The sequence below is a fragment of the Kitasatospora sp. NPDC056731 genome (assembly GCF_040687675.1).
GTDB lineage: Bacteria > Actinomycetota > Actinomycetes > Streptomycetales > Streptomycetaceae > Kitasatospora.
The window spans coordinates 194,664-217,020 of the sequence record NZ_JBFBNR010000012.1; the positions used below are offsets into that span (position 1 = coordinate 194,664).

Annotated in this window: 48 protein-coding genes; 12 read left to right on the forward strand and 36 right to left on the reverse strand. The window is 69.3% G+C overall.

Features of this window, described 5'->3' with window-relative positions:
• The first annotated feature begins 9 nt into the window (after positions 1–9).
• The 7 genes from AB0R04_RS15580 to AB0R04_RS15610 all read left to right on the forward strand — a co-directional run bounded on the left by AB0R04_RS15580 (position 10) and on the right by AB0R04_RS15610 (position 2,594).
• On the forward strand, positions 10–222 hold the full coding sequence (locus tag AB0R04_RS15580) for a hypothetical protein (RefSeq protein ID WP_363371398.1): 213 nt from the start codon (positions 10–12) through the stop codon (positions 220–222).
• Positions 219–503 (forward strand): hypothetical protein, encoded by a 285-nt coding sequence (locus AB0R04_RS15585; protein WP_363371399.1) that lies wholly within the window; start codon positions 219–221, stop codon positions 501–503. Before AB0R04_RS15580 ends, AB0R04_RS15585 begins: the two co-directional genes overlap by 4 nt.
• Positions 500–829: a hypothetical protein gene (locus AB0R04_RS15590; protein WP_363371401.1), complete on the forward strand. Its 330-nt coding sequence runs from the start codon at positions 500–502 to the stop codon at positions 827–829. Before AB0R04_RS15585 ends, AB0R04_RS15590 begins: the two co-directional genes overlap by 4 nt.
• Positions 826–1,044, forward strand: a complete 219-nt coding sequence (locus AB0R04_RS15595) for a hypothetical protein (protein WP_363371403.1) — start codon at positions 826–828, stop codon at positions 1,042–1,044. The genes AB0R04_RS15590 and AB0R04_RS15595 overlap by 4 nt, the downstream gene beginning before the upstream one ends.
• Positions 1,044–1,298 (forward strand): hypothetical protein, encoded by a 255-nt coding sequence (locus AB0R04_RS15600; protein ID WP_363371404.1) that lies wholly within the window; start codon positions 1,044–1,046, stop codon positions 1,296–1,298. The genes AB0R04_RS15595 and AB0R04_RS15600 overlap by 1 nt, the downstream gene beginning before the upstream one ends.
• Before the next feature lie 175 nt (positions 1,299–1,473).
• Positions 1,474–1,677, forward strand: a complete 204-nt coding sequence (locus tag AB0R04_RS15605; protein ID WP_363371406.1) for a hypothetical protein — start codon at positions 1,474–1,476, stop codon at positions 1,675–1,677.
• Between the two features lie 191 nt (positions 1,678–1,868).
• Positions 1,869–2,594 carry a nuclease-related domain-containing protein gene (locus AB0R04_RS15610; RefSeq protein WP_363371407.1) on the forward strand — a complete coding sequence of 242 codons (726 nt, stop codon included), beginning with the start codon at positions 1,869–1,871 and terminating at the stop codon, positions 2,592–2,594.
• 53 nt (positions 2,595–2,647) lie between these two features.
• Here AB0R04_RS15610 and AB0R04_RS15615 read toward each other — a convergent pair whose 3' ends face one another.
• Both AB0R04_RS15615 and AB0R04_RS15620 read right to left on the reverse strand, forming a co-directional pair.
• Entirely contained in the window at positions 2,648–3,019 is a 372-nt protein-coding gene (locus AB0R04_RS15615) for a hypothetical protein (RefSeq protein ID WP_363371408.1), read from the reverse strand.
• A 79-nt stretch (positions 3,020–3,098) separates the two neighbouring features.
• On the reverse strand, positions 3,099–3,827 hold the full coding sequence (locus AB0R04_RS15620) for a hypothetical protein (RefSeq protein ID WP_363371409.1): 729 nt from the start codon (positions 3,825–3,827) through the stop codon (positions 3,099–3,101).
• Between the two features lie 315 nt (positions 3,828–4,142).
• On the opposite strand from AB0R04_RS15620, the gene AB0R04_RS15625 reads away from it, so the two are divergent.
• The 3 genes from AB0R04_RS15625 (at position 4,143) to AB0R04_RS15635 (ending at position 5,152) form a co-directional block, all read left to right on the forward strand.
• The gene (locus AB0R04_RS15625; RefSeq protein ID WP_363371411.1) at positions 4,143–4,466 is read left to right on the forward strand and encodes a hypothetical protein; all 324 of its coding nucleotides are present in this window, start codon (positions 4,143–4,145) and stop codon (positions 4,464–4,466) included.
• On the forward strand, positions 4,463–4,714 hold the full coding sequence (locus tag AB0R04_RS15630; protein WP_363371412.1) for a hypothetical protein: 252 nt from the start codon (positions 4,463–4,465) through the stop codon (positions 4,712–4,714). Before AB0R04_RS15625 ends, AB0R04_RS15630 begins: the two co-directional genes overlap by 4 nt.
• A gap of 99 nt (positions 4,715–4,813) precedes the next feature.
• A complete protein-coding gene (locus AB0R04_RS15635; RefSeq protein ID WP_363371414.1) occupies positions 4,814–5,152 on the forward strand; it encodes a hypothetical protein in 339 nt (112 codons plus the stop codon).
• 183 nt (positions 5,153–5,335) lie between these two features.
• Here the strand turns inward: AB0R04_RS15635 and AB0R04_RS15640 are convergent, their stop codons facing one another.
• From AB0R04_RS15640 to AB0R04_RS15690, 11 genes are all read right to left on the reverse strand, one after another.
• Positions 5,336–5,770, reverse strand: a complete 435-nt coding sequence (locus tag AB0R04_RS15640) for a Pycsar system effector family protein (RefSeq protein WP_363371416.1) — start codon at positions 5,768–5,770, stop codon at positions 5,336–5,338.
• 37 nt (positions 5,771–5,807) lie between these two features.
• Positions 5,808–5,975, reverse strand: a complete 168-nt coding sequence (locus tag AB0R04_RS15645) for a hypothetical protein (RefSeq protein ID WP_363371417.1) — start codon at positions 5,973–5,975, stop codon at positions 5,808–5,810.
• A complete protein-coding gene (locus AB0R04_RS15650; RefSeq protein ID WP_363371418.1) occupies positions 5,972–6,226 on the reverse strand; it encodes a helix-turn-helix transcriptional regulator in 255 nt (84 codons plus the stop codon). Before AB0R04_RS15650 ends, AB0R04_RS15645 begins: the two co-directional genes overlap by 4 nt.
• Entirely contained in the window at positions 6,223–6,456 is a 234-nt protein-coding gene (locus AB0R04_RS15655) for a hypothetical protein (RefSeq protein WP_363371420.1), read from the reverse strand. Before AB0R04_RS15655 ends, AB0R04_RS15650 begins: the two co-directional genes overlap by 4 nt.
• 169 nt (positions 6,457–6,625) lie before the next feature.
• Positions 6,626–6,982: a hypothetical protein gene (locus AB0R04_RS15660; protein ID WP_363371421.1), complete on the reverse strand. Its 357-nt coding sequence runs from the start codon at positions 6,980–6,982 to the stop codon at positions 6,626–6,628.
• Positions 6,979–7,182 (reverse strand): LuxR C-terminal-related transcriptional regulator, encoded by a 204-nt coding sequence (locus tag AB0R04_RS15665; protein ID WP_363371423.1) that lies wholly within the window; start codon positions 7,180–7,182, stop codon positions 6,979–6,981. The genes AB0R04_RS15660 and AB0R04_RS15665 overlap by 4 nt, the downstream gene beginning before the upstream one ends.
• Positions 7,179–7,457 carry a hypothetical protein gene (locus tag AB0R04_RS15670; protein ID WP_363371425.1) on the reverse strand — a complete coding sequence of 93 codons (279 nt, stop codon included), beginning with the start codon at positions 7,455–7,457 and terminating at the stop codon, positions 7,179–7,181. Before AB0R04_RS15670 ends, AB0R04_RS15665 begins: the two co-directional genes overlap by 4 nt.
• 58 nt (positions 7,458–7,515) lie before the next feature.
• Positions 7,516–7,851 (reverse strand): hypothetical protein, encoded by a 336-nt coding sequence (locus tag AB0R04_RS15675; protein ID WP_363371426.1) that lies wholly within the window; start codon positions 7,849–7,851, stop codon positions 7,516–7,518.
• A 60-nt stretch (positions 7,852–7,911) separates the two neighbouring features.
• Complete coding sequence (locus AB0R04_RS15680) at positions 7,912–8,247, reverse strand: hypothetical protein (protein WP_363371428.1); 336 nt, start codon at positions 8,245–8,247, stop codon at positions 7,912–7,914.
• The gene (locus tag AB0R04_RS15685; protein WP_363371429.1) at positions 8,244–8,624 is read right to left on the reverse strand and encodes a hypothetical protein; all 381 of its coding nucleotides are present in this window, start codon (positions 8,622–8,624) and stop codon (positions 8,244–8,246) included. The genes AB0R04_RS15680 and AB0R04_RS15685 overlap by 4 nt, the downstream gene beginning before the upstream one ends.
• Entirely contained in the window at positions 8,624–9,103 is a 480-nt protein-coding gene (locus AB0R04_RS15690) for a hypothetical protein (RefSeq protein WP_363371431.1), read from the reverse strand. The genes AB0R04_RS15685 and AB0R04_RS15690 overlap by 1 nt, the downstream gene beginning before the upstream one ends.
• Positions 9,104–9,199: 96 nt before the next feature.
• Between AB0R04_RS15690 and AB0R04_RS15695 the strand changes: the two genes are divergently transcribed.
• On the forward strand, positions 9,200–9,388 hold the full coding sequence (locus tag AB0R04_RS15695; RefSeq protein WP_363371433.1) for a hypothetical protein: 189 nt from the start codon (positions 9,200–9,202) through the stop codon (positions 9,386–9,388).
• Between the two features lie 205 nt (positions 9,389–9,593).
• Here AB0R04_RS15695 and AB0R04_RS15700 read toward each other — a convergent pair whose 3' ends face one another.
• From AB0R04_RS15700 to AB0R04_RS15720, 5 genes are read right to left on the reverse strand one after another with little or no spacing between them, the layout of a single operon-like run.
• Entirely contained in the window at positions 9,594–10,553 is a 960-nt protein-coding gene (locus AB0R04_RS15700; RefSeq protein ID WP_363371435.1) for a hypothetical protein, read from the reverse strand.
• Positions 10,550–10,825 (reverse strand): hypothetical protein, encoded by a 276-nt coding sequence (locus tag AB0R04_RS15705; RefSeq protein ID WP_363371437.1) that lies wholly within the window; start codon positions 10,823–10,825, stop codon positions 10,550–10,552. The genes AB0R04_RS15700 and AB0R04_RS15705 overlap by 4 nt, the downstream gene beginning before the upstream one ends.
• Positions 10,822–11,073 (reverse strand): hypothetical protein, encoded by a 252-nt coding sequence (locus AB0R04_RS15710; protein ID WP_363371439.1) that lies wholly within the window; start codon positions 11,071–11,073, stop codon positions 10,822–10,824. The genes AB0R04_RS15705 and AB0R04_RS15710 overlap by 4 nt, the downstream gene beginning before the upstream one ends.
• A gap of 10 nt (positions 11,074–11,083) precedes the next feature.
• Complete coding sequence (locus tag AB0R04_RS15715) at positions 11,084–11,254, reverse strand: hypothetical protein (RefSeq protein ID WP_363371440.1); 171 nt, start codon at positions 11,252–11,254, stop codon at positions 11,084–11,086.
• 37 nt (positions 11,255–11,291) lie between these two features.
• Positions 11,292–11,657, reverse strand: coding sequence for a hypothetical protein (locus AB0R04_RS15720; RefSeq protein ID WP_363371442.1), 366 nt, complete (start codon positions 11,655–11,657; stop codon positions 11,292–11,294).
• Between the two features lie 144 nt (positions 11,658–11,801).
• Here AB0R04_RS15720 and AB0R04_RS15725 point away from each other — a divergent pair, with 144 nt between their 5' ends.
• Entirely contained in the window at positions 11,802–12,053 is a 252-nt protein-coding gene (locus AB0R04_RS15725) for a hypothetical protein (RefSeq protein WP_363371444.1), read from the forward strand.
• Positions 12,054–12,437: 384 nt separating this feature from the next.
• Here the strand turns inward: AB0R04_RS15725 and AB0R04_RS15730 are convergent, their stop codons facing one another.
• The 18 genes from AB0R04_RS15730 to AB0R04_RS15815 all read right to left on the reverse strand — a co-directional run bounded on the left by AB0R04_RS15730 (position 12,438) and on the right by AB0R04_RS15815 (position 22,349).
• Positions 12,438–12,911: an SLOG family protein gene (locus AB0R04_RS15730; RefSeq protein ID WP_363371446.1), complete on the reverse strand. Its 474-nt coding sequence runs from the start codon at positions 12,909–12,911 to the stop codon at positions 12,438–12,440.
• Positions 12,800–13,042, reverse strand: a complete 243-nt coding sequence (locus AB0R04_RS15735) for a hypothetical protein (RefSeq protein ID WP_363371492.1) — start codon at positions 13,040–13,042, stop codon at positions 12,800–12,802. Before AB0R04_RS15735 ends, AB0R04_RS15730 begins: the two co-directional genes overlap by 112 nt.
• A 319-nt stretch (positions 13,043–13,361) precedes the next feature.
• A complete protein-coding gene (locus AB0R04_RS15740; RefSeq protein WP_363371447.1) occupies positions 13,362–13,541 on the reverse strand; it encodes a hypothetical protein in 180 nt (59 codons plus the stop codon).
• On the reverse strand, positions 13,538–14,848 hold the full coding sequence (locus AB0R04_RS15745) for an AAA family ATPase (RefSeq protein ID WP_363371449.1): 1,311 nt from the start codon (positions 14,846–14,848) through the stop codon (positions 13,538–13,540). Before AB0R04_RS15745 ends, AB0R04_RS15740 begins: the two co-directional genes overlap by 4 nt.
• Entirely contained in the window at positions 14,848–15,621 is a 774-nt protein-coding gene (locus AB0R04_RS15750; RefSeq protein WP_363371450.1) for a hypothetical protein, read from the reverse strand. Before AB0R04_RS15750 ends, AB0R04_RS15745 begins: the two co-directional genes overlap by 1 nt.
• 34 nt (positions 15,622–15,655) lie before the next feature.
• Positions 15,656–16,135 carry a single-stranded DNA-binding protein gene (locus tag AB0R04_RS15755; RefSeq protein ID WP_363371452.1) on the reverse strand — a complete coding sequence of 160 codons (480 nt, stop codon included), beginning with the start codon at positions 16,133–16,135 and terminating at the stop codon, positions 15,656–15,658.
• Positions 16,132–16,791, reverse strand: coding sequence for an HNH endonuclease (locus AB0R04_RS15760; RefSeq protein ID WP_363371454.1), 660 nt, complete (start codon positions 16,789–16,791; stop codon positions 16,132–16,134). The genes AB0R04_RS15755 and AB0R04_RS15760 overlap by 4 nt, the downstream gene beginning before the upstream one ends.
• A 167-nt stretch (positions 16,792–16,958) precedes the next feature.
• A complete protein-coding gene (locus AB0R04_RS15765) occupies positions 16,959–17,228 on the reverse strand; it encodes a WhiB family transcriptional regulator (protein WP_363371455.1) in 270 nt (89 codons plus the stop codon).
• The gene (locus AB0R04_RS15770; protein WP_363371456.1) at positions 17,225–17,689 is read right to left on the reverse strand and encodes a RusA family crossover junction endodeoxyribonuclease; all 465 of its coding nucleotides are present in this window, start codon (positions 17,687–17,689) and stop codon (positions 17,225–17,227) included. Before AB0R04_RS15770 ends, AB0R04_RS15765 begins: the two co-directional genes overlap by 4 nt.
• The gene (locus AB0R04_RS15775) at positions 17,682–17,873 is read right to left on the reverse strand and encodes a hypothetical protein (protein ID WP_363371458.1); all 192 of its coding nucleotides are present in this window, start codon (positions 17,871–17,873) and stop codon (positions 17,682–17,684) included. Before AB0R04_RS15775 ends, AB0R04_RS15770 begins: the two co-directional genes overlap by 8 nt.
• A complete protein-coding gene (locus tag AB0R04_RS15780) occupies positions 17,870–18,328 on the reverse strand; it encodes a hypothetical protein (protein WP_363371460.1) in 459 nt (152 codons plus the stop codon). The genes AB0R04_RS15775 and AB0R04_RS15780 overlap by 4 nt, the downstream gene beginning before the upstream one ends.
• A complete protein-coding gene (locus tag AB0R04_RS15785; protein ID WP_363371461.1) occupies positions 18,318–18,578 on the reverse strand; it encodes a LuxR C-terminal-related transcriptional regulator in 261 nt (86 codons plus the stop codon). The genes AB0R04_RS15780 and AB0R04_RS15785 overlap by 11 nt, the downstream gene beginning before the upstream one ends.
• A complete protein-coding gene (locus AB0R04_RS15790; RefSeq protein WP_363371463.1) occupies positions 18,575–19,318 on the reverse strand; it encodes an exonuclease domain-containing protein in 744 nt (247 codons plus the stop codon). Before AB0R04_RS15790 ends, AB0R04_RS15785 begins: the two co-directional genes overlap by 4 nt.
• 80 nt (positions 19,319–19,398) lie before the next feature.
• Positions 19,399–20,172 (reverse strand): ERF family protein, encoded by a 774-nt coding sequence (locus AB0R04_RS15795; RefSeq protein ID WP_363371464.1) that lies wholly within the window; start codon positions 20,170–20,172, stop codon positions 19,399–19,401.
• Positions 20,169–21,212, reverse strand: coding sequence for a YqaJ viral recombinase family protein (locus tag AB0R04_RS15800; protein ID WP_363371466.1), 1,044 nt, complete (start codon positions 21,210–21,212; stop codon positions 20,169–20,171). Before AB0R04_RS15800 ends, AB0R04_RS15795 begins: the two co-directional genes overlap by 4 nt.
• Positions 21,212–21,586, reverse strand: a complete 375-nt coding sequence (locus AB0R04_RS15805) for a hypothetical protein (protein WP_363371468.1) — start codon at positions 21,584–21,586, stop codon at positions 21,212–21,214. Before AB0R04_RS15805 ends, AB0R04_RS15800 begins: the two co-directional genes overlap by 1 nt.
• A complete protein-coding gene (locus tag AB0R04_RS15810; RefSeq protein WP_363371469.1) occupies positions 21,583–22,071 on the reverse strand; it encodes a hypothetical protein in 489 nt (162 codons plus the stop codon). Before AB0R04_RS15810 ends, AB0R04_RS15805 begins: the two co-directional genes overlap by 4 nt.
• Entirely contained in the window at positions 22,068–22,349 is a 282-nt protein-coding gene (locus AB0R04_RS15815) for a hypothetical protein (protein WP_363371470.1), read from the reverse strand. Before AB0R04_RS15815 ends, AB0R04_RS15810 begins: the two co-directional genes overlap by 4 nt.
• Positions 22,350–22,357 lie beyond the last annotated feature (8 nt).

Below are 22,357 nucleotides of genomic sequence, written 5' to 3' on the forward strand. Positions count from 1 at the left end.
GAGGCTCCGATGACCAACCTGCCCGCCGACCTGCTCGACCACCTCGCCGACGTCGGCAACAAGGCCCTCGGCGACTGGAACCACGAGAACCTCTGCGCCTGCGGCCGGTGGCCCGACTCCTGCGCCTCCGGCTTCACCGCCGGAAACTGGGACACCGTCGCGTTCGACATCGCCCTGCCCGCCATCATCGCCGCCTACGAGCAGCACAAGGAGCAGCAGTGACTAGTCGGTTCCGCCAGCTCCTCGACGCCATCACCCACACTGGCCCCAGCTACCAGCCCGAGCCGCTGCCCCGCCGCGGCGACCAGTTCGAGCAGTGGCTCAAGGCGCGGCGTGATGAATGTGCACGTTCCTCCGAGCAGTGGCAGGCCCTCGACGGCCTCCTCGACACCTATCGGCTCCATGCCGACACCGGCACCCCGCTCGACGAGCACACGTGCGAGAGCGGCACGCCCGACGACTGCTACGCATGCTACGAGACGGCCGCGAAGGAGCAGCTGTGACCACCAAGGCAGAAGTACTCCGCTATGCCACCCAGTTCCGCCTGCCGCTCACCAACACCGTCGGCGGCTACGGCGAGGTCACCATCCAGCGAGGCGAAAGCCAGTACCGCGACAAGTGGGCCGTCACCGACGGCGCCTTCACCGGCCTCCGCGCATGGACCGACCCTGACGGCTGGCAGTACATCAGCGACATCGGCCGCGCCAACGCCTACCGGTACACCCTGGAGGAGGCCTTCGAGGTTGGCTGCCGCGTCGTCGAGATCGAAAGCGCCTGCTACGAAGCCGAGATCAACGCTGTCTGCGCCGAGGCGGGTGAGTGGCAGTGAGCGCCGAATCTGCTCTGTACTGCACCGACGAGCAGTGCATCGAAGACGAGTGCAGCCTCCAAGATCCGTGCTGCATCAGCGTCTGCAGCTGCCCCATCGCCGAGAATCACTGTGCCTACGCGGGCAAGAGCGGCGAACAGTTCGAAGACCTTGACTGCGCCATCCGGGACATCTGGTACTGCCCCGAGCACAAGACGGAGTGGATCGGGCCGTGATGATCCTGGCCACAGACAACTGTGGCCCCATCCGCCGCTTCTGGGGCAACGACTACGCCATCACCCGGACCATTGACGGAGGCCGGCAGCTCAAGGTCTCCGGTTGGGGTTCGATCGGTGCCCGCATCCGGCAAGGCGACTACCTGACCCGCTACAAGGTCGCCGAAGTCGAGTACAGCCTCGACCCGGACGACATGTGGCACGCCACCCTCGACTTTGCGCCGCGGCAGGACATCAAGGAGCAGCAGCAGTGACCGACGAAGACCGTGAGCCGGTGTACTGGTTCTGCAACTCCTGCGGCGAGGAAGTCGACGGCCAGTTCGATGACTGCTGCGACGACGGCGAGATCGAAGCGTCCTGGGACGAGTAGCCCTGGGCCCAGTACGCCTATCCCCGAGACCCATTCAGGTCGGATGGAGGGAGCATGCGATGTTCAACGTGAACGACAAGGTCTTCATCAAGTCCTGCAAGGACGACCCCCGCACCGTCGGGCGCACCGGCTACATCGTCGACGAGGTCCCGCCTGGCCCGCTCACAGATGGCCGCTGGACTGTTCACCGGGTCGGCTGGTTGATAGGCCCGGTGCTGTGCCACGCCCATGAGTTGGAGCTGCAGAAGCCGCCCGTGCGGTAGCCGCGGCGGGTTTAAGGGCTCAACCCGTTCCTCCCTGGAGCCGCCAGCCATCTCGGTTGGCGGCTCCGACGCCTGGCCCGAGCCGCTGCCGACGGCTCGTGGTTCGCCGGGGCGAAGTAGTGTCGCAAGCCCCGGTGGCATGAACGCTCAATCAGCCCAAGGACTTTGCCCCACCGATGCAGGAGATATCGATGACCAACCAGGCCGGCCGCAGCGCCCGCCGACAAGCCGCCCGCATACGGGGAACCCGCCCCGCTACCACCGTGCGCGAACGGGCCCTCGTCCTCGCCATAAGCGTCGTCGCCTGCTGCACCGCCACAGGCCTCATCTGGCCCGGCTACGGACTCGCTGGCCTGCTTCCCGGCGTGGTCGGTGCCGCCCTCTTCGTCTCCATGAGGGCCGGCGATCTGGGAAGCGCCAGTGATGCCGCCCGACGCTGGGAGGCCGGAGCCCGCGGCGAAGAAGCCACCGAGCGGATCCTGCGGTCCCTCGCCGCGAAGGGCTGGACCATCCTCCACGACCGCGCGATCCCGGGCAGCGCCGCGAACCTGGACCACCTCGCCGTCGGCCCGGCCGGCCAGGTCGTGCTGATCGACTCGAAGCAGTGGTCCGGCAAGAACGGCGCCGCCGTGAGCCGTCGGGGCGGCCGGCTCGTGTGCGGCGGCTACGACCGGCAGAAGAGCGTCGAGACGCTCCTGTGGGAGGCGCAGCGGGTCCAGGAGGAACTTGGCGTGCCCGTCACCGCCGTGATGGTCGTCCACGGGGCCAAGGTCGCCGGCGGAAGCCTGCGGGCCGGGTCCGTGCATGTGGTGGGCCCGGGAGGGCTCGTGGGCGCGGTAGCGTCGGCCCCGCGCGGGGCCGAGGTGGCGGGAGTGCTCGCCCGCCGGGCGCAGGTCAGCTTCCCGTCGTACACGTGAGGTTCGCGGCCGTGCTGGAACCGGAGGCCGGGCCATCACCTGGCCTCCTCCATTCAGCCGTGCAGAGTGTTCAGCAACTCCTGAGCCTGGGCCCGAAGATCCGCCGTGAAGCAGTTCGGGTTCTGCACGACCACCTGAGCGAACAGACGCCCGTTGCGCTGCGCCTCGGAACTGCCGTTCGGTGAGTTCGTCGCCGCGGTCATGAACTGTGAGACCGCCGCGTTGGGGCCGTCGCACGCCGAAGACGGCCAGGACGGAGCAGACGAACTGGATGCGGTGACCCGGCCGATGGCTATACCCGCGAGCAGCACGGCGATCGCGTCGACAGCGAGGAACACTGTCTGCCGGGACTCCAGCGGCCGCTTCAACTCGGCGGGCCGTGCGGGGGCCGGCCGGTCGGATTCCTGGTCATAGACGTCTGTCACGGCGGCCATCCTCCCAGAGAAGCACAGCGTCCCGCCTCGTGGGACCCGAGGCGGGACACAACCAAAGGCGCTTCCGCTGTCAGCCGCGCTGGATCCGGCGGAGGTCGTCCAGCGTGAGCTCCTGTGGCCGCTGCGCCTCCTTGCTCGACGTCCAGGCGACCAGTTTCCGGTCCGGCTTTTCGTCGAACCTGTGCTCAAGCGGTGCCGCGTCCTCGCCGTCCGTCTCGATCAGCTTCCGCAGGTACGAGGCCAGGGCGTTGGGGCCTCCGCCGCTGTACCCGACGCTGTAGCCGCCGTGGCGGGCTTCGGGCAGGATTACGAGGACGCCCGCAGTGGTCCTGATCCAGAAGTTGGTGGCTTCGTCGATGATGAACGACGCGAAGGAGTCGCCGGGGCGCAGGTCCGTGGGGGCCAGCGTTCGGTACGTCCAGTGATCGATGTTCCCGCTGACCGTCCGGTGGTGGTCCGCCACGACGGGCAGGCCGAACTCGGGGTCGTAGGAGGCCTGGAAGCAGACACAGCCGTCCTGCGCGACGGCGGAGGGGCTGTTCCGGTCCTCGTACACGCAGGGGTGGAACAGGCTGGGAATCTTGCGGCTCTCCACGAGGAGCGTGTGCAGCGGGTTCGGCTCGCACTTCTGCAGCCTGTCCTGCCACTCCTTGACCCGTCGCGTGGGTCGCTCGAAGGAGACCGACCCGTGGAGTCCGCTGCTTGCGATCCCGTACTGGGGTTCGGAGTACAGGACGAAGTGGGACCACCCCTGGTTGGGGTCGTAGGTGGTCTGCAGGTCGTGCTGGGTGCGGCTCAAGTGCTCTCCTTCGAGTGACCGGTCCGTCGCGGAAGGTGCCGGCGACCATCCCACAGTGCCCCAGGGGAACGGCCGCCAAAAGCGCTTCCAGGCCAACCTTGCGGTGCGAGGATGCGCACCACGGGAGTGGGAACCGTGTCGCGCAGGCCGGGCCAGTGCTGGCCGCAGTCACGGCGGGGGCCGGGACCGTTGCTGCCGGAGTCGGCTTCGGGCATGGGAGCAGCATGGCAGGCGGGTCCGACAAGAGGCCTTCATGTCTTGATATTCAAGACATTCTTGATAGGTTGGAGCCACGTCAACCAACCCGGAGAACCAATGCCAGAGATCCCCACCCCCAACGGCTCATGCTTCTGCGGCTGCGGATCTGAAGCCAAACCCGGCAACTACTTCCGCGTCGGCCACGACAAGAAGGTCGAAGGCGACCTCAACGCGATCTTCCACCAGGACCGGGTCGCCCAACGCCTCGTCGACCGCGGCTTCGGCCCCAACGGCAAGAACCTGCACCAAGAGGCCATCCGCCTCGGCGTCCGAGAGGCCTGCGGCGTGACCGGCTGCCCCGCCAGCGGCGTACCCGGAAGCGCCGGGCTCCGCCGGCATCGCGCAACACACCAAGCCAGCCCCAGGGAGATGAACGCGTGATCCAGATCCTGTTCGTCCTCCCCGACGACCGCGAACGCACCCGCACCATGCCCGCCGTCCCCCGCGTCGGCGACCACATCGGCTGGCAGCCCGATCCGGACGGCACCCTTGAGGAGCACACCGTCGCCTCGGTGTACTGGGAGCTCGACGGCCTGCGAGAAGGCGGCCAGGTGACCATCACCCTGGAGGACCGCCTGGTGGACGGGAAGTCGGTGAACGGCCAGAGCGCCCCTTGGCCGAGCCTCTGAGGCGGACGTCGTGTTTGAAGCGGGCCCCACTAGTGGGGCCCGATTTACGTGCCGCAAGTACACCATTGATCGAACATGCATTCGACTAACCTGATACGCATGACCATGCTCCACCCCACCTGGTGCGACCCCGCCCACTGCGACGTCCCCGACCAGCAGGCCAGCCTCAGCGCCCGCGGCGGCGCCCACCGTTCCAAACTGGTCTCCCTGAATTTGGAGACCGAAGCCCGCGGCGAGCAGGGCTGGGTCTACGCCGGCCTGTCCCAGTCCGCGAAGCCCAGGGCCGGCGCGTTCCTCAAATGGATCATCAACGGGCAGCCCGTCGGCCACATCCCCATCAACGACGCCGAACCCCTCACCTGGCTCATCGCCGACGCCCTCGCCAACCTCCGCGGCGACGACCAGCCCATCGAACACGCGAAAGCGCCCGGCCAGTAGGCCGGGCGCGAGGCCTGCACCATTCCGCAGCAGGGTCACCTGCGGGTGATCAGCTAGGGCGTCTGCTGGAGCTGGGTGCGGAGGCGGTCGAGGTGCGGGGCGGGGAGCATGTGCCGGTCTCCTGGTCTGGGTGGGTCAGGTTGGTGGGGCGCCGCTCGTAGGGCGCCCCTTCGTCCGGCTGGTTCAGCGGGCCGCGGTGAGGGTGGCGGCAAGGGAAATGGCGGCGATGGCGGCGATGGTGACGTCGGTGGCCCAACGCAGCGACTTCATCTTGTGGTCGGCAATCTTGCAGAGAGTCAGCAGCTTTTCGGCGCGCCGGTCCTCGACCAGGACCTCCACGAGGGCGGGCGCGCTGAGAGTGGCGTAGTGCGGGTAGCTGGCCTTGTCCGTCTTCTTGAGGCGGGGCCGGATGACGAGCGCGGCGAGCACAAGGGCGGCGCCGAGCACGATCGCGGCGGTGATCGTGGCGGCGGCGTGGACGTGGCCGCCGTTCACAATCAAGCCGAGCACGGCGCCGAGGAGGCTGTCGGCGGAAAGCAAGGCCGAGGCTTTGGTGTCGGTGCGGGCGATCTCGGCTGCGACGATGGCGAGTTCACGGTCGATGGGGTCGGTGGTCACGGGGCTCCTCGGGTGGGTTGGTGGTTGTTGGGGCTGGTTACGACTGCACGTGCCCGCGGTGGATGTGGGCGATGCACTCGGCGTAGGCGGCCTGCACCTCGGCCTGCGGTTGGGCGGCCTGCTCGCAGGTCTCGGCCGGGTGGGCGGGGTGGTGGCAGGTGGGGCACAGGTCGATGTGGATGGTTCCGGTGTCGTTGCTGGTCATGCGGCGCTCCTGGGCTGGTGGGTGGCCGTGTCGAGGTTGAGTTGGCCGGTGCGGTGGGCGAGGACGACGGCGTGGGTGGTGCTTCGGGCGTCGAGCTTGCGGCGCGCGGCGGCAGTTCGGTCGAGGACAGATTTACGGCTGATGCCGAGACGGCGGGCGGTCTGCTCGCTGGTGTATCCGTCAGCGGCGAGAGTGAGAGCCTCGATCTCGGCGGCGGTGAGGGAGGCCCCGGGGCGGGCGTGGATGGTCACGGCTGCGGCTCCTCGGTGTCCTGGACGAGCGCGTAGCCGGTGCGACGGGGCTTGCCGGCCTTGGTGACGGCGCTGACATGGAAGGTGTGGACGAGGATCTGGCGCTGGCGTTTGCCGGTGGTCGCGTCGACGACCTGGGCTCGGGCGTCGCCGGGGGTGTAGTCGACGATGCGGATGGTGATGCTGCTGCGGGGATCGCAGTCGGTGTAGATCTGGCCGGGCTTGATCACGTTGACGTTCCTTGCCTGGGGATGAGGCCACTGGTCTCGGCCTGCTGGCGTACGGGGTCGGTCGTCTCGGGTGGTTGTTGGGAGCGGCCGTGTGGGTAGCAGGCGATGAGGACGGTGCTGGTGCCGGCGCCGAGGAGAGCGCCGGCCACAGCAAGGAGGTACGGGGTTGTCACTCGGTGGCGTCGAGGTGGCAGGGAGCGTCGGAGCGGTGCACCACGTCGGGGCTGGACGGTTCTCCACATACGCACTGCTGATCGCCCTGGCCGAGCAGTCGGAACAGTGCTCGGGCGACCTGCTCGGGGTCGCTCGCGTCGGCCACGTCCAGCGGCTCACCAAGTGTGGCGAGCCGCTGCGCGACATCCCTGACGGTGGCGACCATGACGGCGGACTCCGCGGTGGCCCAGGCCGCCCGGATGATGCTGGGGAGATCGGCCCAGGCGGGCATGGGGTTGCCCTGGTAGTTGCGGAAGTTGGTGACGGTGCCGTACGCCTCGTAGGCGAGCTGGGCGCCGGGCTTGTCGGTCATTGCTGTTCTCCGTTCGGCTGGTTGATGAGCTGGATGGCCTGGTCGAGGGTGAGGTTGCCGAGGGCGCGGCAGGCTCGGGACCGGGTGGTGCGTACCGAGGCCTCGGTGATGCGGAGGGCCTGGGCGATGGTGTGCACGCTGAGGTCCTGGGCGGTGTAGCGGAGGATGTCGCGCTCGCGCGGGGTGAGCGGGCGGGTCACGGTGCACTCCGGGGGTTAGGCCTGTCGGCAGCGAGGACGGACCGGCCGAGGTCGGTCACCAGCACCGGCCGGCCGCGGAGCGGCTGGTAGTCGTCGAGCCGGACCAGCTTGTCGGCGAGGAGCCGGTCGAGGGTGGGCCGGGAGATGCCAGCGCCGGGCCGACTCGGGTAACCCGGGTCGCGGTACACGTAGACGTGCTGGTCGGCGTCCTCGGCGTCCGCGAGCCGCTTCAGTTGGCGGTGGCCGGCGGCGGTGGTGTGGGGCAGGTCGGTCATGGTGCGCTCCGAGGTTGGTGGTTGGGCCTGCCGTCGGGTGACGGCAGGCCGGAGCGGATCAGCGGGGTGTACGGCGCGCGCTGAGGCGGGCGGCCCGCCACTCGTCCGGAATGTCGTACAGGGCGGCGAGCGCGGCGCGGATCGGGGTGGCCTGCTGCTCGGGCAGATCGGCAAGGACGGGGGTGAGCAGGCTTTCGAGGTGGGTGATGCGGTCGTCGGTGGTGATGCGGGTCCAGGCCGCGAGGTCGGTGGTGGGCATCTCGATCTGGTGACCGGTGTGGTCCCGGAGCCAGGTGCCGTGCTCCAGTCGGGCCTCCTGGAGTCTGCTGGCGCCGTGGAGCAGGCGGGTCTCGATCCAGGTGGTGCCGGCGGGGTCGCGGTAGATGCGGTGCACGGTGCTCCTCGGTTGGACCGCCCGCGGTCACGGGCGGTGTTGACGGGCGTCAGCGGGTCCTCAGCTGGTCGTGTCGCGGGCGGCGAGGAGGAGGTCGGCGGCGCGCTTTCCGCCGTTAAACTCGAAGATCTTGTTGTCGCTGTACGAGCGCTGGTACTGCTCTTCGGCGCGCCGCAGGATCAGCTCAGCGCCCTCGGCGAGCGTGGCGTTTCGGGCGGTGGCCAGTTCGACACGGAGCCGTTCAATCTCGGCGTCGCGGCGGTCGAGTTCGGGCTGGACGATGGCCAGCACGACGGCGGCCACGTCGGTGGGCTCGCAGAAGTCGCATCCGTCGCGGCAGTACGGCACTGCCTGGGCGATGCGCTCGCGGAGGCTGGGCGGCGGGGTGGCGGTCACCGGGCACCGCCCCCGGCGGCGAGGCGCCCGAGGTTCTGGACCGTGGCGCGGATGGTGGCCGCGCTGTGCCGGTGGGGCGCACGGGCGACGCTCTCGCCGATCAACAGCCAGGCCTGCTCCGCCTGGGATTCGACGTCGCGGACGGCGGCCATGAGGCACGGACGGTCCGGGTTGGCGTGGACGTGGCCGCGCAGGCCGGGAAGGCGGAGGCTGTCCTCCAGCACGATGGGCTCGTGGCACATGGTGCACTCGGGCTCCGTGCCGTCGTCGCCCCAGGGGACCTCGGGGACGTGGATGGTGATCTGCATGGTGGTCTCCGTGGTGGGTGTGTGTGGCGGCCGGTGGGTGCCGGCCGCCGGGGTGTTGGGTGCGGGCATCAGGTGGAGTTCGTCATCCGATTGGCACGTCCGATGAGGAACCTGGGGCCAGCAGCCTCCGACAGCTCTCCCTGCACCTCCCAGCCATGGCACCGGATCTCGGCGATGAGGTCCCGGTGGGAGTCGAAGGGCAGCCACTTGTCGAACACCTTGGTGCCGTCGGATTCGCTGACGACGGTGATCACGTCGCACCTCTCGGTGCCGCCGCGCGGGGTCCGCACGAAGCGGTCGATCTCGACGCGGTATGGCACGCGCTTCATGGGGCAGCGGCGGGACCAGTCGGCCAGGCGGATGACGGCCCGCTTGCCGAGCCGGTTGCTCTCGCAGTCGATGACGAGCGTCTTGGCGGTCACCTTGGTGACGGTTCCGGTGCGCCAGATCTCGCCTACGCCGCCGTACCCGTTGTCATTGGTCCAGAACTGGATGGTGTCCCCAGCCTGAAAGTCGCGGAAGGCAGCGGGCTCAAAGTCCTCAGTCATTGCCAATCATCCATTCGTGGCAGATCAGGGGTGGTTGACCACCCATAGCTAAGCACCTTCTGGACAGGTGGTCAACCACCCTGCGATGATCTGGCCATGGCCAACATGCACAAGCACCCCGTCCGTGGACTCCGCGGCATCGAGCAGCAGCTCTGGGACGACTTCGAGAAGTCCGCCCAGGCCGTCGGCTCGGACCGGTCTGCCCTGCTCCGGCGGTTCATGGAGTGGCACACCGGTCGGCCCGGAGCCGAGCTGCCCAAGCGCCCGGAGCCGACAAAGGCCTGACCCGCTCTCTTCCGCAGCCGCCGGCCGACGCCGCGCGGCCCTTCGTGCTGCCCGCGCACGGGGCGGCTCGACGGAGTCTGCTGACGCATCGTCGTCCTCCGGGGCGTGGCGGCCCTTCTGGGGGCCTGTGGGTGTCGGGTGGCACTCGGGATGCCTGCGGGCGTGCGCGGCCGTTAGGGGTCCGGTCCTGGCCGCGCACGGGGCCTCACAGTTCGTCGAGGATGATCCGGCCGAGCTGGGTGAGGAACTGCTCGCGGTACGGGTCGGGCATGTCGGGGGTGAAGGCGAAGTGGAGGCGGACGAACGGGGCGTCGTCGGCGTCGAGGGTGAGGGTTCCGCCGTAGGGAGTGAGGCCAGCGTCTGCGAGGCCGGCGGCCCAGCCGGTGAGCGTCGGCTCGGTGGGCGGGTTGGGAGCGTCGAGGGCGTTCTCCCAGGGGCAGTTGTCGGACGAGTGTTCGCCGATAACCTCGATGGGGGCGATGGCGGCGGCGAGTCGGTCGGCCATGTCGTGGAAGGCATCTCGCTCGGTGAGGATCTGCGTCATCTCGCGCTCCTTCCGGGTGGCCTCGGCGGTGAGCCGCTGGACGTCCTCGGCGAGGAGCTTGGCGGCGCGCTGGTTGGACTCGGCGACGGCGCGCTCGGTCGCCAGCTCGGCCTGGAGCTGTTCGACGGCCTCGATGGCGCGGTCGCGGCCGAGTTCGGTGATGTCGAGGTGCTCGCGTGTGGTGGTGGCGCGGGTGCGGGCGGAGTGCCAGGCGGTGCGGTAGCGGTCGCGCTCAGCCCGGAGTTGGGCGTTCGCCAGGGCTCGGTCGGCGATGTCGCTGGTGCGCTCGTCGAGGCGGTCGCGGAGCTGGTCCTGGCGGGTGATGGCACGGTCGCGGAGGTCGGTCATGCCGACCAGCTCGGCCTCCAGTTGCCGCACCCGGGTGAGGAGCTGCTCGACGTCGGTTCGGGCGGCGGCGATGAAGGTGGCGTTGGTGAGGCCGCCGTCGGGGGTTCCGGGGTTGGCACTCTCGCCGATCCAGGTCGGGTTCGGGTCGCAGTCGTCGGGGGTGCCGACAAGGATGTCGGTGTCGTCGGCCCACCAGGGGCCGGGAGTGGCGTCCTCGGTGCGGGCCTGGATGGCGTCGAGGTCGAGGGGCGCGTCGGGCTGGGGCTGGCTCATCGGGTGTCCTTCGCGGTGGTCGGCTGCTGACCGGTGCTGGCACACCACGGGGTGCGCCGTCCGGGCTGGGCCGTGCCGTAGCGGGTGTGGCGGGCGATTCGCCCGTTTCGGTAGGTGACTGGGTGGCTGCAGCTCGGGCACGTGACGGTCAGGGCGGCGGCCCGGCGTGGGGCGTTGATGCGGGCAATCGCGTCGGGGCTGAGTCCGGCAGAGGCGAGGATTCGGTCGAGTTCGGCGGCGTAGGCAACGGGCTCAGGTTGGGGCTGGTTCATCGGGTGGTCTCCTCGACGGCGTGCTGGACGGTCCAGGTGCCGTCGGGTTGGTGGGTGATGGTGTCGCCGAAGCGGGCCCAGGTTCGGGGCTGATCGCCGTGGGCCCAGATGGTGAGGCCGTCGATTTCGACGCTGAGGTCGTACGGGCCAGCGGGAGTGCGGGACCCGTAGTGCGGCTTGGACGGTTCGATGAGTTCCATGAGCTGGGTGAGGTTGTCCCGGGTGAGGGTCCAGGTGGGGCGGGGCACGGCAATCTCCTCAGGCGGCGGGGCGGTCGGTGTTCTGGTGGGTGAGCCAGGCGTTGTACCGGGACGGGTGGCTGCCTGCTCGGACGCGGCGGGCGATCTTGACCATGCGCTCGACGTCGGCGCGGGTCAGGGCGGTTCGGTACCAGTGGTGGCCGGGGGTCTGGAATCGCAGGGTGAACAACGCGGTCTCCTCGTGGTGGGGCGGGTGAGTGGGGAGGTCAGGCGGCCAGCGCCAGGCGGGCGAACAGGTCGGCGGCGGCCTTGTTGCTCTTCGGCCGGTAGATGGCGAGCGCGGCGTCGATCTGGTCGGCGGTGAAGGCCTTCGCCGGGAAGCGGAGGACGACCAGGTGGCCGACGGTCTTGGAGCGGCGCAGCTTCAGCACGGTGACCGTCGAGACGCCGGGGCCGGCGGCCTTCGAGAAGGCGGAGGCGAAGCGGTCGGCGGTGGCGGGGTCCATGCCGCGCTGGATGAGGGCGGTCTTCGCGGTGAGGGGGCTGCCGTTGCGCAGGGCCCGGGAGGTCTGGCGCTGGTTGTGGGTGCGGGCCTTGATGATCTGGCGGGCGGTGCGGGCGGCGGCGTTCACAGGCTTCCCCAGGGACCTTGAGCGCTTCTTTGCAGCGCTTCTTTGTATCCATAGATTAGGCGGATGCCTTCCATGATCGCAAGTATGTAGCGATAAATAAATGCGCTCTATCGCAGCGCTACACGCCAGCGATACTCTTGACCCATGACAGCCAACGAAGACCCACACGTCGAAGCCGTCGCCGTAGCCACCAGGCGATTCACCGAGGCCCGCGACGCCCTGGAGAAGGCCATCCTCGAAGCCCTTCGCCAGCCGAAGGCCAAGCCGACCAAGATTGCTGCGGCATCACCCTGGACGCCCGCCTACGTGCGCTCCTTCGCCCGCAAGAACGGCATCGAGCCCGACCCCAGCTACAAGAACCGCACCGCAGCCCGGCAGGCCGAACCCGCGAACTGACCCGCCCCACCCCGCAAGCCGCCGGCCCGCTGCGCCGCGCGGCCCTTCGTGCTGCCCGTACGCGACCATCAACCACGACGGTTCGCCCCGGCCACTCATCGCCGACCCCAGAAGTCGAACCGCACACGGCCTTCGTCGTCACGCGACACGAACCCGGCTTCATCCCGCAGGGCCTCGTACACCACCCGCTCCAGGAACCTCGGTGGCGATCCCCAATCGGCCACCGACAACTGCCCTCCGACGGCGCCACGAGGAACAGCCGCGGGCTAACGTCGTTCAGCAGAGCCTGCGGGAACGACTGCTCGCGACCGTCGTACGGACCCCCAACCAGCCGAGCGAGCGCCGAGGCCGGCGCGTCGTAGAACCGATCCAGGCTGTCGGCGCTCACCGGGTCTCCTCGAACCGCTTCACCGGGATGCCGGCCGCCTCCGCGCGCCGCACGCAGTCCTCGGTCCCGCGAGAACTCGGCAACACGAACGCCAGGCAGTGCCGCGCACCTGCGTTGACCATCGCCTGATTCCGCCGAGGACCAGCAGCCCGACCGTGCCGCGACCAATCAGCCGGCCACGCCTCCACCTCCACGCCAGCCCGCCGCGCCCATGCCGCCGCCATAGCGTCCGCACCTGTAGGGCAGGCCCCGTGCACGATCACGATCGGCCGGAACACCAGGGCAGCACCCAGCGCCCACTCCAAGCGGGCCCGATCCGACCAAGCCCGTGAGCCGGTCACCAGGATCCGAGACGTGTTCACGACCGCACCTCCGCATCCGCCAGGCGCACCACGTGCAGAGTCCTCGGCGCGACGGCGCCGTCCACCGGCCGACACCACACGCCGACCGCGGCCCCGCACCGCCGGCACCCCACCCCGAGCCCCGGAGTCCGGAGAACCCGCAGCTCGGCGGCGTGCTCCTCCTGCACCCGCTCCGCATCCCGGATCGACTGGCGCAGCTGCGCCCCGGCGTTCGCCAGGCAGTGCGTCAGGTGCTCCACGCCCCGGCGAAGTTCGGCAGCCTCCGTCGGGGTCAGGAACCGGCGCTCCGCGGTATCGAGGAGCTTCGCGAGGTAGGTTGCGGACGGCGGAGAGGTGGTCGATCGGGGCGCCGGCTTCGGAGTCGCAGTGGCACTGTTCGCCATGATGGCCTCAAATCGGGGCGAGAAGGGGCCAAGAAGGGCCCGGTAGGGATGGGTTGGAGTCATTGCCCGAAGCGGGCATTGCGAGGGCCCTGATGGGCCTTGAAGGTCTTTGAGTGGTTCGAAGCCGCTGCCGAACCCTCAGAGACAGCAACGTCATGACCGTCCAACCGACGGCTCAACAGTCACGAAGCTCGTCGGACCCGTCGCCCGCGTACGCCTCCGTCAGGTACTCCGTCTCCCACTGCTGGAAACAGCTGGAACAGCGCCACACGGTGCTCGTGTGGACGCCGTCGTCGTGCTCCTGGACGATCCGGGCACGGGACAGGCAGGCCGGGCAGTGCTCGATCAACGTCACGAGAGCGCCCCAGTGGGGGAGTGGCCGGTGAACGGGTCCGCGTCGACGGGCTTGTAGGTGCGCCACGGCCAGCCGCCCGCTGCGCCTTGGCAGACGAATCGGGGCCATGCGCGTTCGTCGCGCGCACCGCGCCAGGGCAGGACCCGGCGGGCGCGGTCGTCCTGTGCGGAGCGGGCGTCCTCGACGGGGCGCAGGCCGAGGCCGAACTCGGGCCAGCGCAGCCACAGGGAACTGCCGACGGGACGCAGGGCGCGCGGCCCCATCGGTCCGCCCTGCGGGGAGTGGGCCTCCATCGACAGGGCGCAGCCGGCGGTGGCACGGGCCTCGTCGAGGACGACGGTGACCTTGCGGGCGAGTTCCTCCGAGTTGGCGTCACCGTTGTGCAGTCGGTAGATCGGGCCGACGATCAGCAGGTCCGGCATGACAGCCTCGACGCGGCGCATCAGCCAGGCCCTGCCGTCCCCACGAGACAGGTCAACACCCTCCGGGCGAAGGTCGATGTGCAGTTGCCCCCGCTTGACGGGAGCGCCCATGCGCTCGGCAACCTGGATCAGGCCCCGGTAGTGCCGCCGGGACTGGCGCACCGAGTTCTCGCAGTCCAAGATCAGTGCCTTTTGCGGGCCCAGCGGGTTGGTGTCCCCGAACGGCAGCAGGCCGGCGGACGCGGTGACGCCGAGCTGGCGCTGGAGGAAGGACTTGCCTCCACCCTCGCCCGCGGTCCACACGATGCGGTCGGTGTGCTCCAGGTAGCCGGGCAGCGCCCAGTCGTAGCCGGGGTCGTCCCCGGCAAGGAAGTCGTGGATGTCCTGGACGGGGGAGTCCTCGGCCGCCCGGCCGGCGTCGCGGACTTCCCGCAGCCGGGTGACTGCGTGTTCGGCAAGCTCGCTGGGCTCGCCGTCAGCAGCAAACCCGAGTTCGCGGATCTCGGCGCCGGCGTGAACGAGAGCACGGCGCAGGGCGAGGCTCCGAAGGCGGTGGTTGAGCCAGTCGAGGCTGGGCCCGTGTTGGGCGGCGTCTATGCAGGTGTTGATGTAGTCGCGGCCACCGCATCGGGCGAGGTCGCCGCGGGCTTCGAGGGCGGCGACGATGGTGATCGGGTCGATGGGGTCACTGGTCTCGGCGATCGCCGTGATCGCCCGGTGCATGAGGGCGTGGGCGGGACGGTAGTAGTCCTCGGCGGTGACGGTGGTGTCCCTCAGGGCACGGCGGGCATCGCGGCTGAGCGCGATGGCGCCGAGGAAGGCCTGCTCGGCGGCCAGGTCGTTGGGTTCGGCTCGGGTGAGGTCGGTCTCGGTATCGCCGCTCATCAGAAGACGCCTTGTTCGGTGGGGTCGGTCCAGGAGTTGCCGTGGGTGCCGGTGGCCGCGCGTGGCGTGAAGTCTGGAACGCGGCTCATCCACGTGCGCCAGGCGGCAATCCAGTCCTTGAAGGTGGATCCCTTGGCGCGGTGGTGGTCGAGGAAGCGCTCGGTCTCGGTGTCGAGACGGGCGGCGGTGATGCCTTTGCGGGTGGCCCAGGCGCGCATGGCATCGGTGACGACGAGGTGGTCGGGCGCGCTGGTGCTGGTACGTGCTTTGCATTCGCTCGGCGTGCTCGCGCGCTTCCCTCTATCCCTGTTCCCTACTCCCTGCTCAGGGGCGAAGGTCTCCGGAACGCTCAGGAGGCTTTCCGGAAGACTCTGGAGGCCGTTCGGAGGAACGAGTTGTGCCTGGCCAGGAGGGGTGTCGGTGGGATGATCGGCCTCGCCGGGGCCCGGATAGCGCGGCCTGCCCGGATGGGAGATCTTCTGGTGCTCGGACCAGCTCCGGATAGCCAGGAATGGCCTCCCGGAGACGGTGTACCGAGTGACGAGGAGAGCTTCCTGAAGACTCCGGAGGTCGTCCCGAGTCCTCTGGAGAATGCCCGGAGACTCATCCAGCGGCCACACGGAGGCGCGAATGAGGCGGGCCTCGTCAATGCCGACGCCGTTGTCATCGACGTAGCACCACAAGCCGATGAACGTCAGCCGCGCGGAGAGCGGCAGGTCGGCGACGGTGAGCGACGTGAAGAAGTCCGGCTTGATCGTGCGAATCCGTGCCATGAGGTCATGAGTCCTTTGAGATGAGCAGACAGGATCAGAAGGGGGCTTCGGCCTGGCCCTGTGGCGCTCCCCAGCCGGTCTGCACGGCCGGCTTCGACTGAGCCCACGGGTCGTCGACCCGACCCGGCTGCTGCGCCCCGCCCTGCCCTCGGTTCGCCCGAGTCACCTTCGCTGTGGCGGTGCGAAGGGACGGGCCGACCTCCTCGACGTCGACCTCGAAGACCGTGCGCTTCTCGCCCTGCTTGGTCTCGTACGAGCGCTGCAGCAACCGGCCCTGCACGATCACGCGCATGCCCTTGGTCAGGGACTCGGCGGCGTTCTCCGCCGGCTGCCGCCAGACGTTGCATGTGAGGAAGAGGGGCTCCTCATCCACCCAGGTGTTGGTGTTTCGATCGAACCTGCGCGGCGTTGAGGCGAGCCGGAACTTCGCCACAGCGGCCCCCGCAGGCGTAAACCGCAGTTCCGGATCGTCGACTAGGTTTCCAACGAGGGTGATGACGGTCTGGCCGGTCATGCTGCTTCCTTCCGGGGGCGTCGGCCAAGCTGGCCGGGCTTTCGGGTCGGGCCGCCTAGGTGCTTCCAGCGGCGGCCGTTGACGATCTGGCTGATGGTGGATCGGTTGACCCCGTGTTCGAGGGCAAGGGCGGATATGAGCTCGCCGGCTTCGAACCGGACACGGATTGCGATGACCTCTTCGTCGGTCAACTTGGCGTGGGAGTTGGCCATGCCAAGCGGGCCAAGATTGGCTGCACGGCCTTTGCCGTGCATGTCTTGCGTGTTGTCTCGCGCTGTTCCGAGCCGTAGATGGCTCGGCCGGACGCAGCCTGGGTGGTCGCACCGGTGGAGGACGAAGAACCCAGCCGGAATCGAGCCGTTCGCCATCTCGTAGGACCACCGGTGCGCGATGTAGTCGCGCTTATCCACGCGGAGCTTGCCGTAGCCCCAGTAGTTCGTCGCTCCAATCCAGATCCAGCAGTTGCCGAGCCGCGGCAGGTGGATAGGGATAGGCCCGTCGCGGTCCACCTTCGACCAGAATCGGGTCTCGGGAGTGATCGGGGATCGCTCAGCTGGAGGAGTCCGCCTGCGCCACGCGACGTAGCGCGTCTTGCACATCCCGCGCGCGAGCGCAGGCCTCCCGCAGCCTTCGCAGGACCGCTTTTGGAGGGTCATCGGAGGGTTCTCCTGTTCTAGGTGAGGGGGGTGTTCCCGGGTCCGTTAGGCGCAGATCCCGTGAGCGGGACGGCGGCCTTTCGTCGCGTAGATGCAGAGGCCGCCGCAGTACTTGCAGGGCTCGGCCTGGAATACCCGGTGGGACCGGTTGTCCCAGGCCGCCGTGGTCATGCGGCGGGAGTGAGAAGGCTCTTGCTCAACGCCGCCCGCTCGGCGGGGGTCTTGCCACCTCGGACGCCGTACCGGTACTTCTCGCTGATAGTGCCCTCCTTGGCGAGTTCCTCAGCCAGGCAGCGGTCCCGTACAGGGCAGCGGGAGCAGTAACCGAGTGCCTCGTCGATTTGCGCGAGGCCCTCAGAACTGCTGTAGGACTTCGGATAGAACAGGTCATTGGCCGCGTTCTCGGCGAGACAGGTCGCCTGCTCCCACCAGCTCATCGCTGCTCTCCGAGCTGCCAGAGCCGGATGACTGCGCCGGGCTGGTCCAGGGCGTCGACGCCTTCGCCGGGGTGCATCTTGCGGGCGACGACTTCGACGATGCGGGAGTCGTCGGCGATCGCGCCGGCGGTGGTGAGCGAGTCGAAGGTGGAGCGCAGCAGTTTGTCGATGTCGCCGCTGTCCCGGGTGGTTGGCCAGGTGATGCGGGTCTTGGGGGCGGAGGCGGGCTTGCGGACGGTGAGCGCGACCTCGATACTCAGCGGCCCGTCGAGGGGCGCACGGTTCGCGCTCTTCACGGCAGCCTCGGCGGCGTCGTGGACGGCCTGTCGCCAGGGCTTGACGCGCAGGGACTGCTCGACCAGGCGGCCGCGGCCGACATGCCGCTTGCTGCCCTGCGGGGCCGGCCGGTGGCCGAGGACGGTGATTGTGAGGACAGGTTCGACGAGGAGGAGACTAGTCATCTCGGGGGCTCCATCCGGTGATGGCGAACGTGATGAGGGCGAGGGCGGTGCCGGCCAGCAGGGCCAGCGCGAACGCGTATCGGGTGAGCACGGATCGTTTCTGGGTGAGGTGGCGGTAGGTCTGTATGGCGCCGACCCCGGTGTGGGTGCACCACAGCAGCGCCAGGCCGACGGCTGAGGTCACGCGGCGAGTGGACTGGCCAGCGCCGCGGTGGCGTCGGCGGAGGCCTTGTAGTGGCTCTCGTTGACGGCCTGGAGGTCGCGCAGCCGGTCTTCGAGGGCGATCTGCCGCTCGGCGAAGTCACGGCGTGCCAAGCGGAGTTCGCGGACAAGCCGCCGGTTCTCGGCCCGGTAGCGGGCGCAGCCTCGCAGGGCCCGGCCGAGGCGCTCGGCGTGGTCGACGGCAGTGCTGGCCCAGTCCTCGCTGCGGAACGCGAGGATGGCGTTTTCGAACTGTGCCGCAGTCAGCTTCTTCTTGGCTGCGGTGACGTCGTCGGCGAAGCGCTCAGAGCGGTCGAAGCTGATAGCCGCCTCGCTGCGCGTAGCACCGACCGCCAGGTTGAGCTGCCGAACCCGGCTCTCCAGCCAGGCGATGCGCTCAGCCTGCTCGGCGATACGGCGTCTGGATCTACCGAACATGGCGCTCCCCTTCGAGGATGTCGCTGGAACTGAGCAGGCCGAGGGCACAGGCGACACCGACCGCGTGGGTGGTGTTCGCCGCCTTCAGGGCGACGAGGACGGCCCGCAGGTGGAGCCGGACATCGCGCACGCCGATCTGCAGATGGTCGGCGATCTGAGAGGGCTGCTCACCCCGGGCATGTCCGAGAAGGACAGCCGACTGCAGCGGGGAGAGCACGTCCTTGTCGCGGGGGCGCTGCTTCCTGCTCACGACGCCACCCCCGCGGTCGTCGAGAGAAGCGGCCACGCCCCGTCGATGACCTTGTCCGGCGCGCCACCCTGCTCCGGCGTCGCCCTCGTGCGAAACCACTCCTGCAAGCCGGCCTGCTGCTCGGCCCGCCACGCCTGCTGCGCCCGGAACAGTTCCGCTGGCACCAGACTGTTGAGCTGGGGAAACCTCGCGAACTGCGCCTCCGCAATCCGAAGCGCAGCTACCGCGTCCGCCTCGGCCGTGTGCCAGTCCTCCAGCACCACGCCGTACACCGTGGCGGTCGGCTGGAGTTTGCGCATCCCGGATCCGCGGCGCCGGGGGATGACCTGCTTGTCGATGACGTGCGGGTCCACCAGGGCCGGCACGCCGCTGACACGCTGGTCCATCGTGGCGAGGCCGTGGCGGAGCAACTCCCGGTCCAGGACGGTCCAGTCGAAGGCCAGATTGAATGCGACGACCGGCATCCCGAATCGCAGGGCCGAGGCCAGCGTTCCGGCGATCTTCTCCAGCGCCTTCTTCGACTGCCGGCCCTTGGCCTGCGCCGTGGCGTCGTCGACGCCGTGGATCGCGGTGGCCTCAGGAGGGATGGGCACGCCCGGGTTGATGAGCCACGTCAGCACGCGGTCGGCGTGACCGCCGCCGTGGGCGACGACGGCTGCCGTGACGATCCGGGCGGTTTCGGGGTCGGGGCCGGTGGTCTCGGTGTCGAAGCCGGCCTTGCGAACGGCTGTGAAGTCCACGGGTTCCTCCTTTCGGAGATAGGCGATGATGGGCGGAGGGGCTGCGCTCGCTGTCGGCGGGCGCGGCCCCTCCGAGCAACTCAGGTGGCGGCGCGCTCCTTGCCGATCCGGACGACCATCACGCCGATGGCTTCCTCGTCGCCGACCTCGTTCGTCACCAGGGCGTTGGCCTGGCGGCTCTGCTGCAGCTCGTGATGGATCTGCCGGAGCCGGCCGATGCTCGTCGTCGGATCGGTGATCTCGTCCAGATAGGAACCGGCGGGTCGGACCGGAGCCTCTCCTCGCTCGATGTACGAGCTATCCGGGTCTGGGTCGCTGGTGGGCGTCAGGCCGAGCGTCAGCAACAGGGTCCGCAAGGCGACGCTTTGGGACTTGGTGGTCGACTTGTCAGCGGTATCGAGGGCCTCGCCGCGGGTCTGGACAGTGAAGCTGTCGCCCATCGGGCCCATGATCTGCCACGTGGTCAGCACGGTGCACTCGCGCATCTTGCTGCCGGACTTGGTGTTCTTCTCTCCGTACTCGGCCTCGACGGTGAGCGGGATGACGTTGATCCCGTGCTTGAGGGTGACCGGTCCGAAGACGTTGACGACGGTGTCGACGCCACGGAAGTTGAAGCGGGTGCCGGACTGGTTGTACAGCTCGCCCTTGCCGATGGCGCGGATGTCCCGGCGAACGCGAAGCCATGCGAGGTGGACCGGGATCATTTCCGGGTCGTCGTTGCCGAGGTCGTACTGGCTCATGTCGGGCAGTGGTGCGGTCTGTTCGTTGTCGGCGGCGGACGGGATCGGCACGGGGGTGGGCTCGGCGCGTCCAGCCTTCGTGGCGGCCCGCTCGGCGAGTGTGGGCTGGGTCATGCGCTGTACCTCTTCCGAACGCCGTCGGGAATGCTGATCTGGTCGTACGGCCGGTCCTCGACGCAGTCCGCGTACGCCTCCGGCCAGCGTTCGGCAAGCCGAGCGAGGTCGATGTGCTGCTTGGACCTGCGGTCGATCGAATAGGCGGGCCGGTCGCCCATGATCGCCATCTCGGTTCCGCCGAGAGCGGCGTACAGGCGGGCCTGCGCCTGCTTGCGATGCCTCTCGGCGGCGGCCTTGTCGGCCACAGCGCCGAGGTAGTCGGCGAGTGCGTCCTGGGCGTCCGCGTCGCGGTCGATGTGGACCACGCCGGACCGCTCCTGGTGCAGCGTGCGGTACAGATCGATCAGCGGGTCGGGGTCGGCGTCCAAGCCAAGGGCGGGCGGCCGGCCATCGACGATGCGCTGCCACAACTCGGCTGCGGCGGCCCGTAGGTCGAGCACCAGCTGCTGGTGCTCGGCAACCCGGACGGTGAACTGCCGATAGTCGTTCCCACCGATCCTGACCGCGACGTGCATGTGCCCGAACCCGCAGGTGTCAGCCTGGTGCAGGGTTTGCGCGAGGACGTCGTCCGGGCAGCCCCGGCGGAACAGCGGCGCCTTCATCTTGTCGCGACACTTGATCTCCACGGCGCACTGGGCGCCAGGCTCGATCGGGCACTTGATGACGAGCCGGTCGAGGGTGCACATCTGCCACGGACGGTCGACGTTGGCAACCAAGCCGACCCGGCGGACTGCAGAGCGGTTGCTGGCGGCCCAGCGGCGAGCGATGCCTTCCTCGTCGACCCGACCCCAGTACGCAGGCTCAGAGTCATCGGATTCCAGAGGGAGTTCACCGCGCTTGTCGTAGTAGATCGAGAGCTCATTGCCGAACCTGCTCAGGCCGAGCATGGCAGCGATGTCGCTGGAACCGATCCCGCGGCGGCGGGCGAGGAGCCAGGCATCACGGTCGGCGTCGGCGGGGAGCACGAGACGGGCGGTTGGGGTGACGCGCCGCCCGCCGGTCGGGGCTTGAACCCCGGCCGACACGGTAGTGGTCATCACGCCGCCTCGCCCTGCTGACGCGGGAAGTCCACGACCTCGGCAACCAACGCCGCCTCCCGCCGCGCTGACATCGTCAGCGCCGCAGCCCCGAGCAGCTCGTCCGCCAGGCGCGTCGCATCCAGGTGAGTCAACTCGACCTCGGCCTCGTCCATCTGGAGATCGGCCTCGACGTCCTCCACCGCGGAGTCCCAGGCGGGCCCGCCCTCGTCGACCACCGCAGCAAGCGCCGCGATGGAATCGATCACGTCCTGCTGGTTCCCATTCCACGCCTCAGCAAGGGTGCGGAGCGTCTCGTAGCGGACCCCACGGGCCCGCAGGATCACGTGCATCCACATCGGGTTGATGCGGGCGTGCACCATGCCGTCGCTCACGCCGCCACCGCCCGTCGCGCAGCAGCAGCCTCACGCTCGCGGATCGCCCGCCGACGGGCCTCCCACGGGCACAGATGCCGAACCAGAGTGGTGTCCGGCAGCTCTTCGAGTTCGCCCGACTCCGCCCAGAGCGTCACCCGCACGCCCGGCAGATCCGCCACCTCAGGCAGCGACACCCGCCACTGCATGCCGCCCAGCGCGTACAACTGGCCGTCGACCCGCCGCTCGCACCGCCCTGCGGCCGACGCGGTCGCCCGGGGGACAACCTCGTACCAGCTGCTGAGCTCGCGCACCGACCGGACGGTCAGCTCCACCTCGGAACCATCCGGCGAAACCGTCGCCTCGTTCAACGTGACGCCCGGGTTCGGCACCCGAGCAATCAGCGCCCGCAGGCCCTGCTGCACCTGATACTCCGCCACGAGCTGCCGGGTCTGTGGGGACCACGACGGCAAGTCGGCCACCTCGGCCAGCACCTGGGGGCTCATGCGGCGCTCCGCAGCGAGGCCACAACCGCGACGGCCGCGTCCTGCGCGGTCGTGGCGTGGGCGGCGCCGGCACCGATCATCGCGTCGAACGAGCCGTCGCTCATCTCAACAACCGTGCCCGCCAACAGGTGCGCGGGGGTGAACAGGGCCCAGTAGCGGCCGGCGGGCGTCTGCCCCGGGGACACCCAGAGCAGCGCCCCGTCGATGACGACGTCCGCGACGCCGGCCACCGTGGCGAGGTCGGTGAGGGTCGTAATATTGGTAGGCTGTGCGATCACGGCCTGCC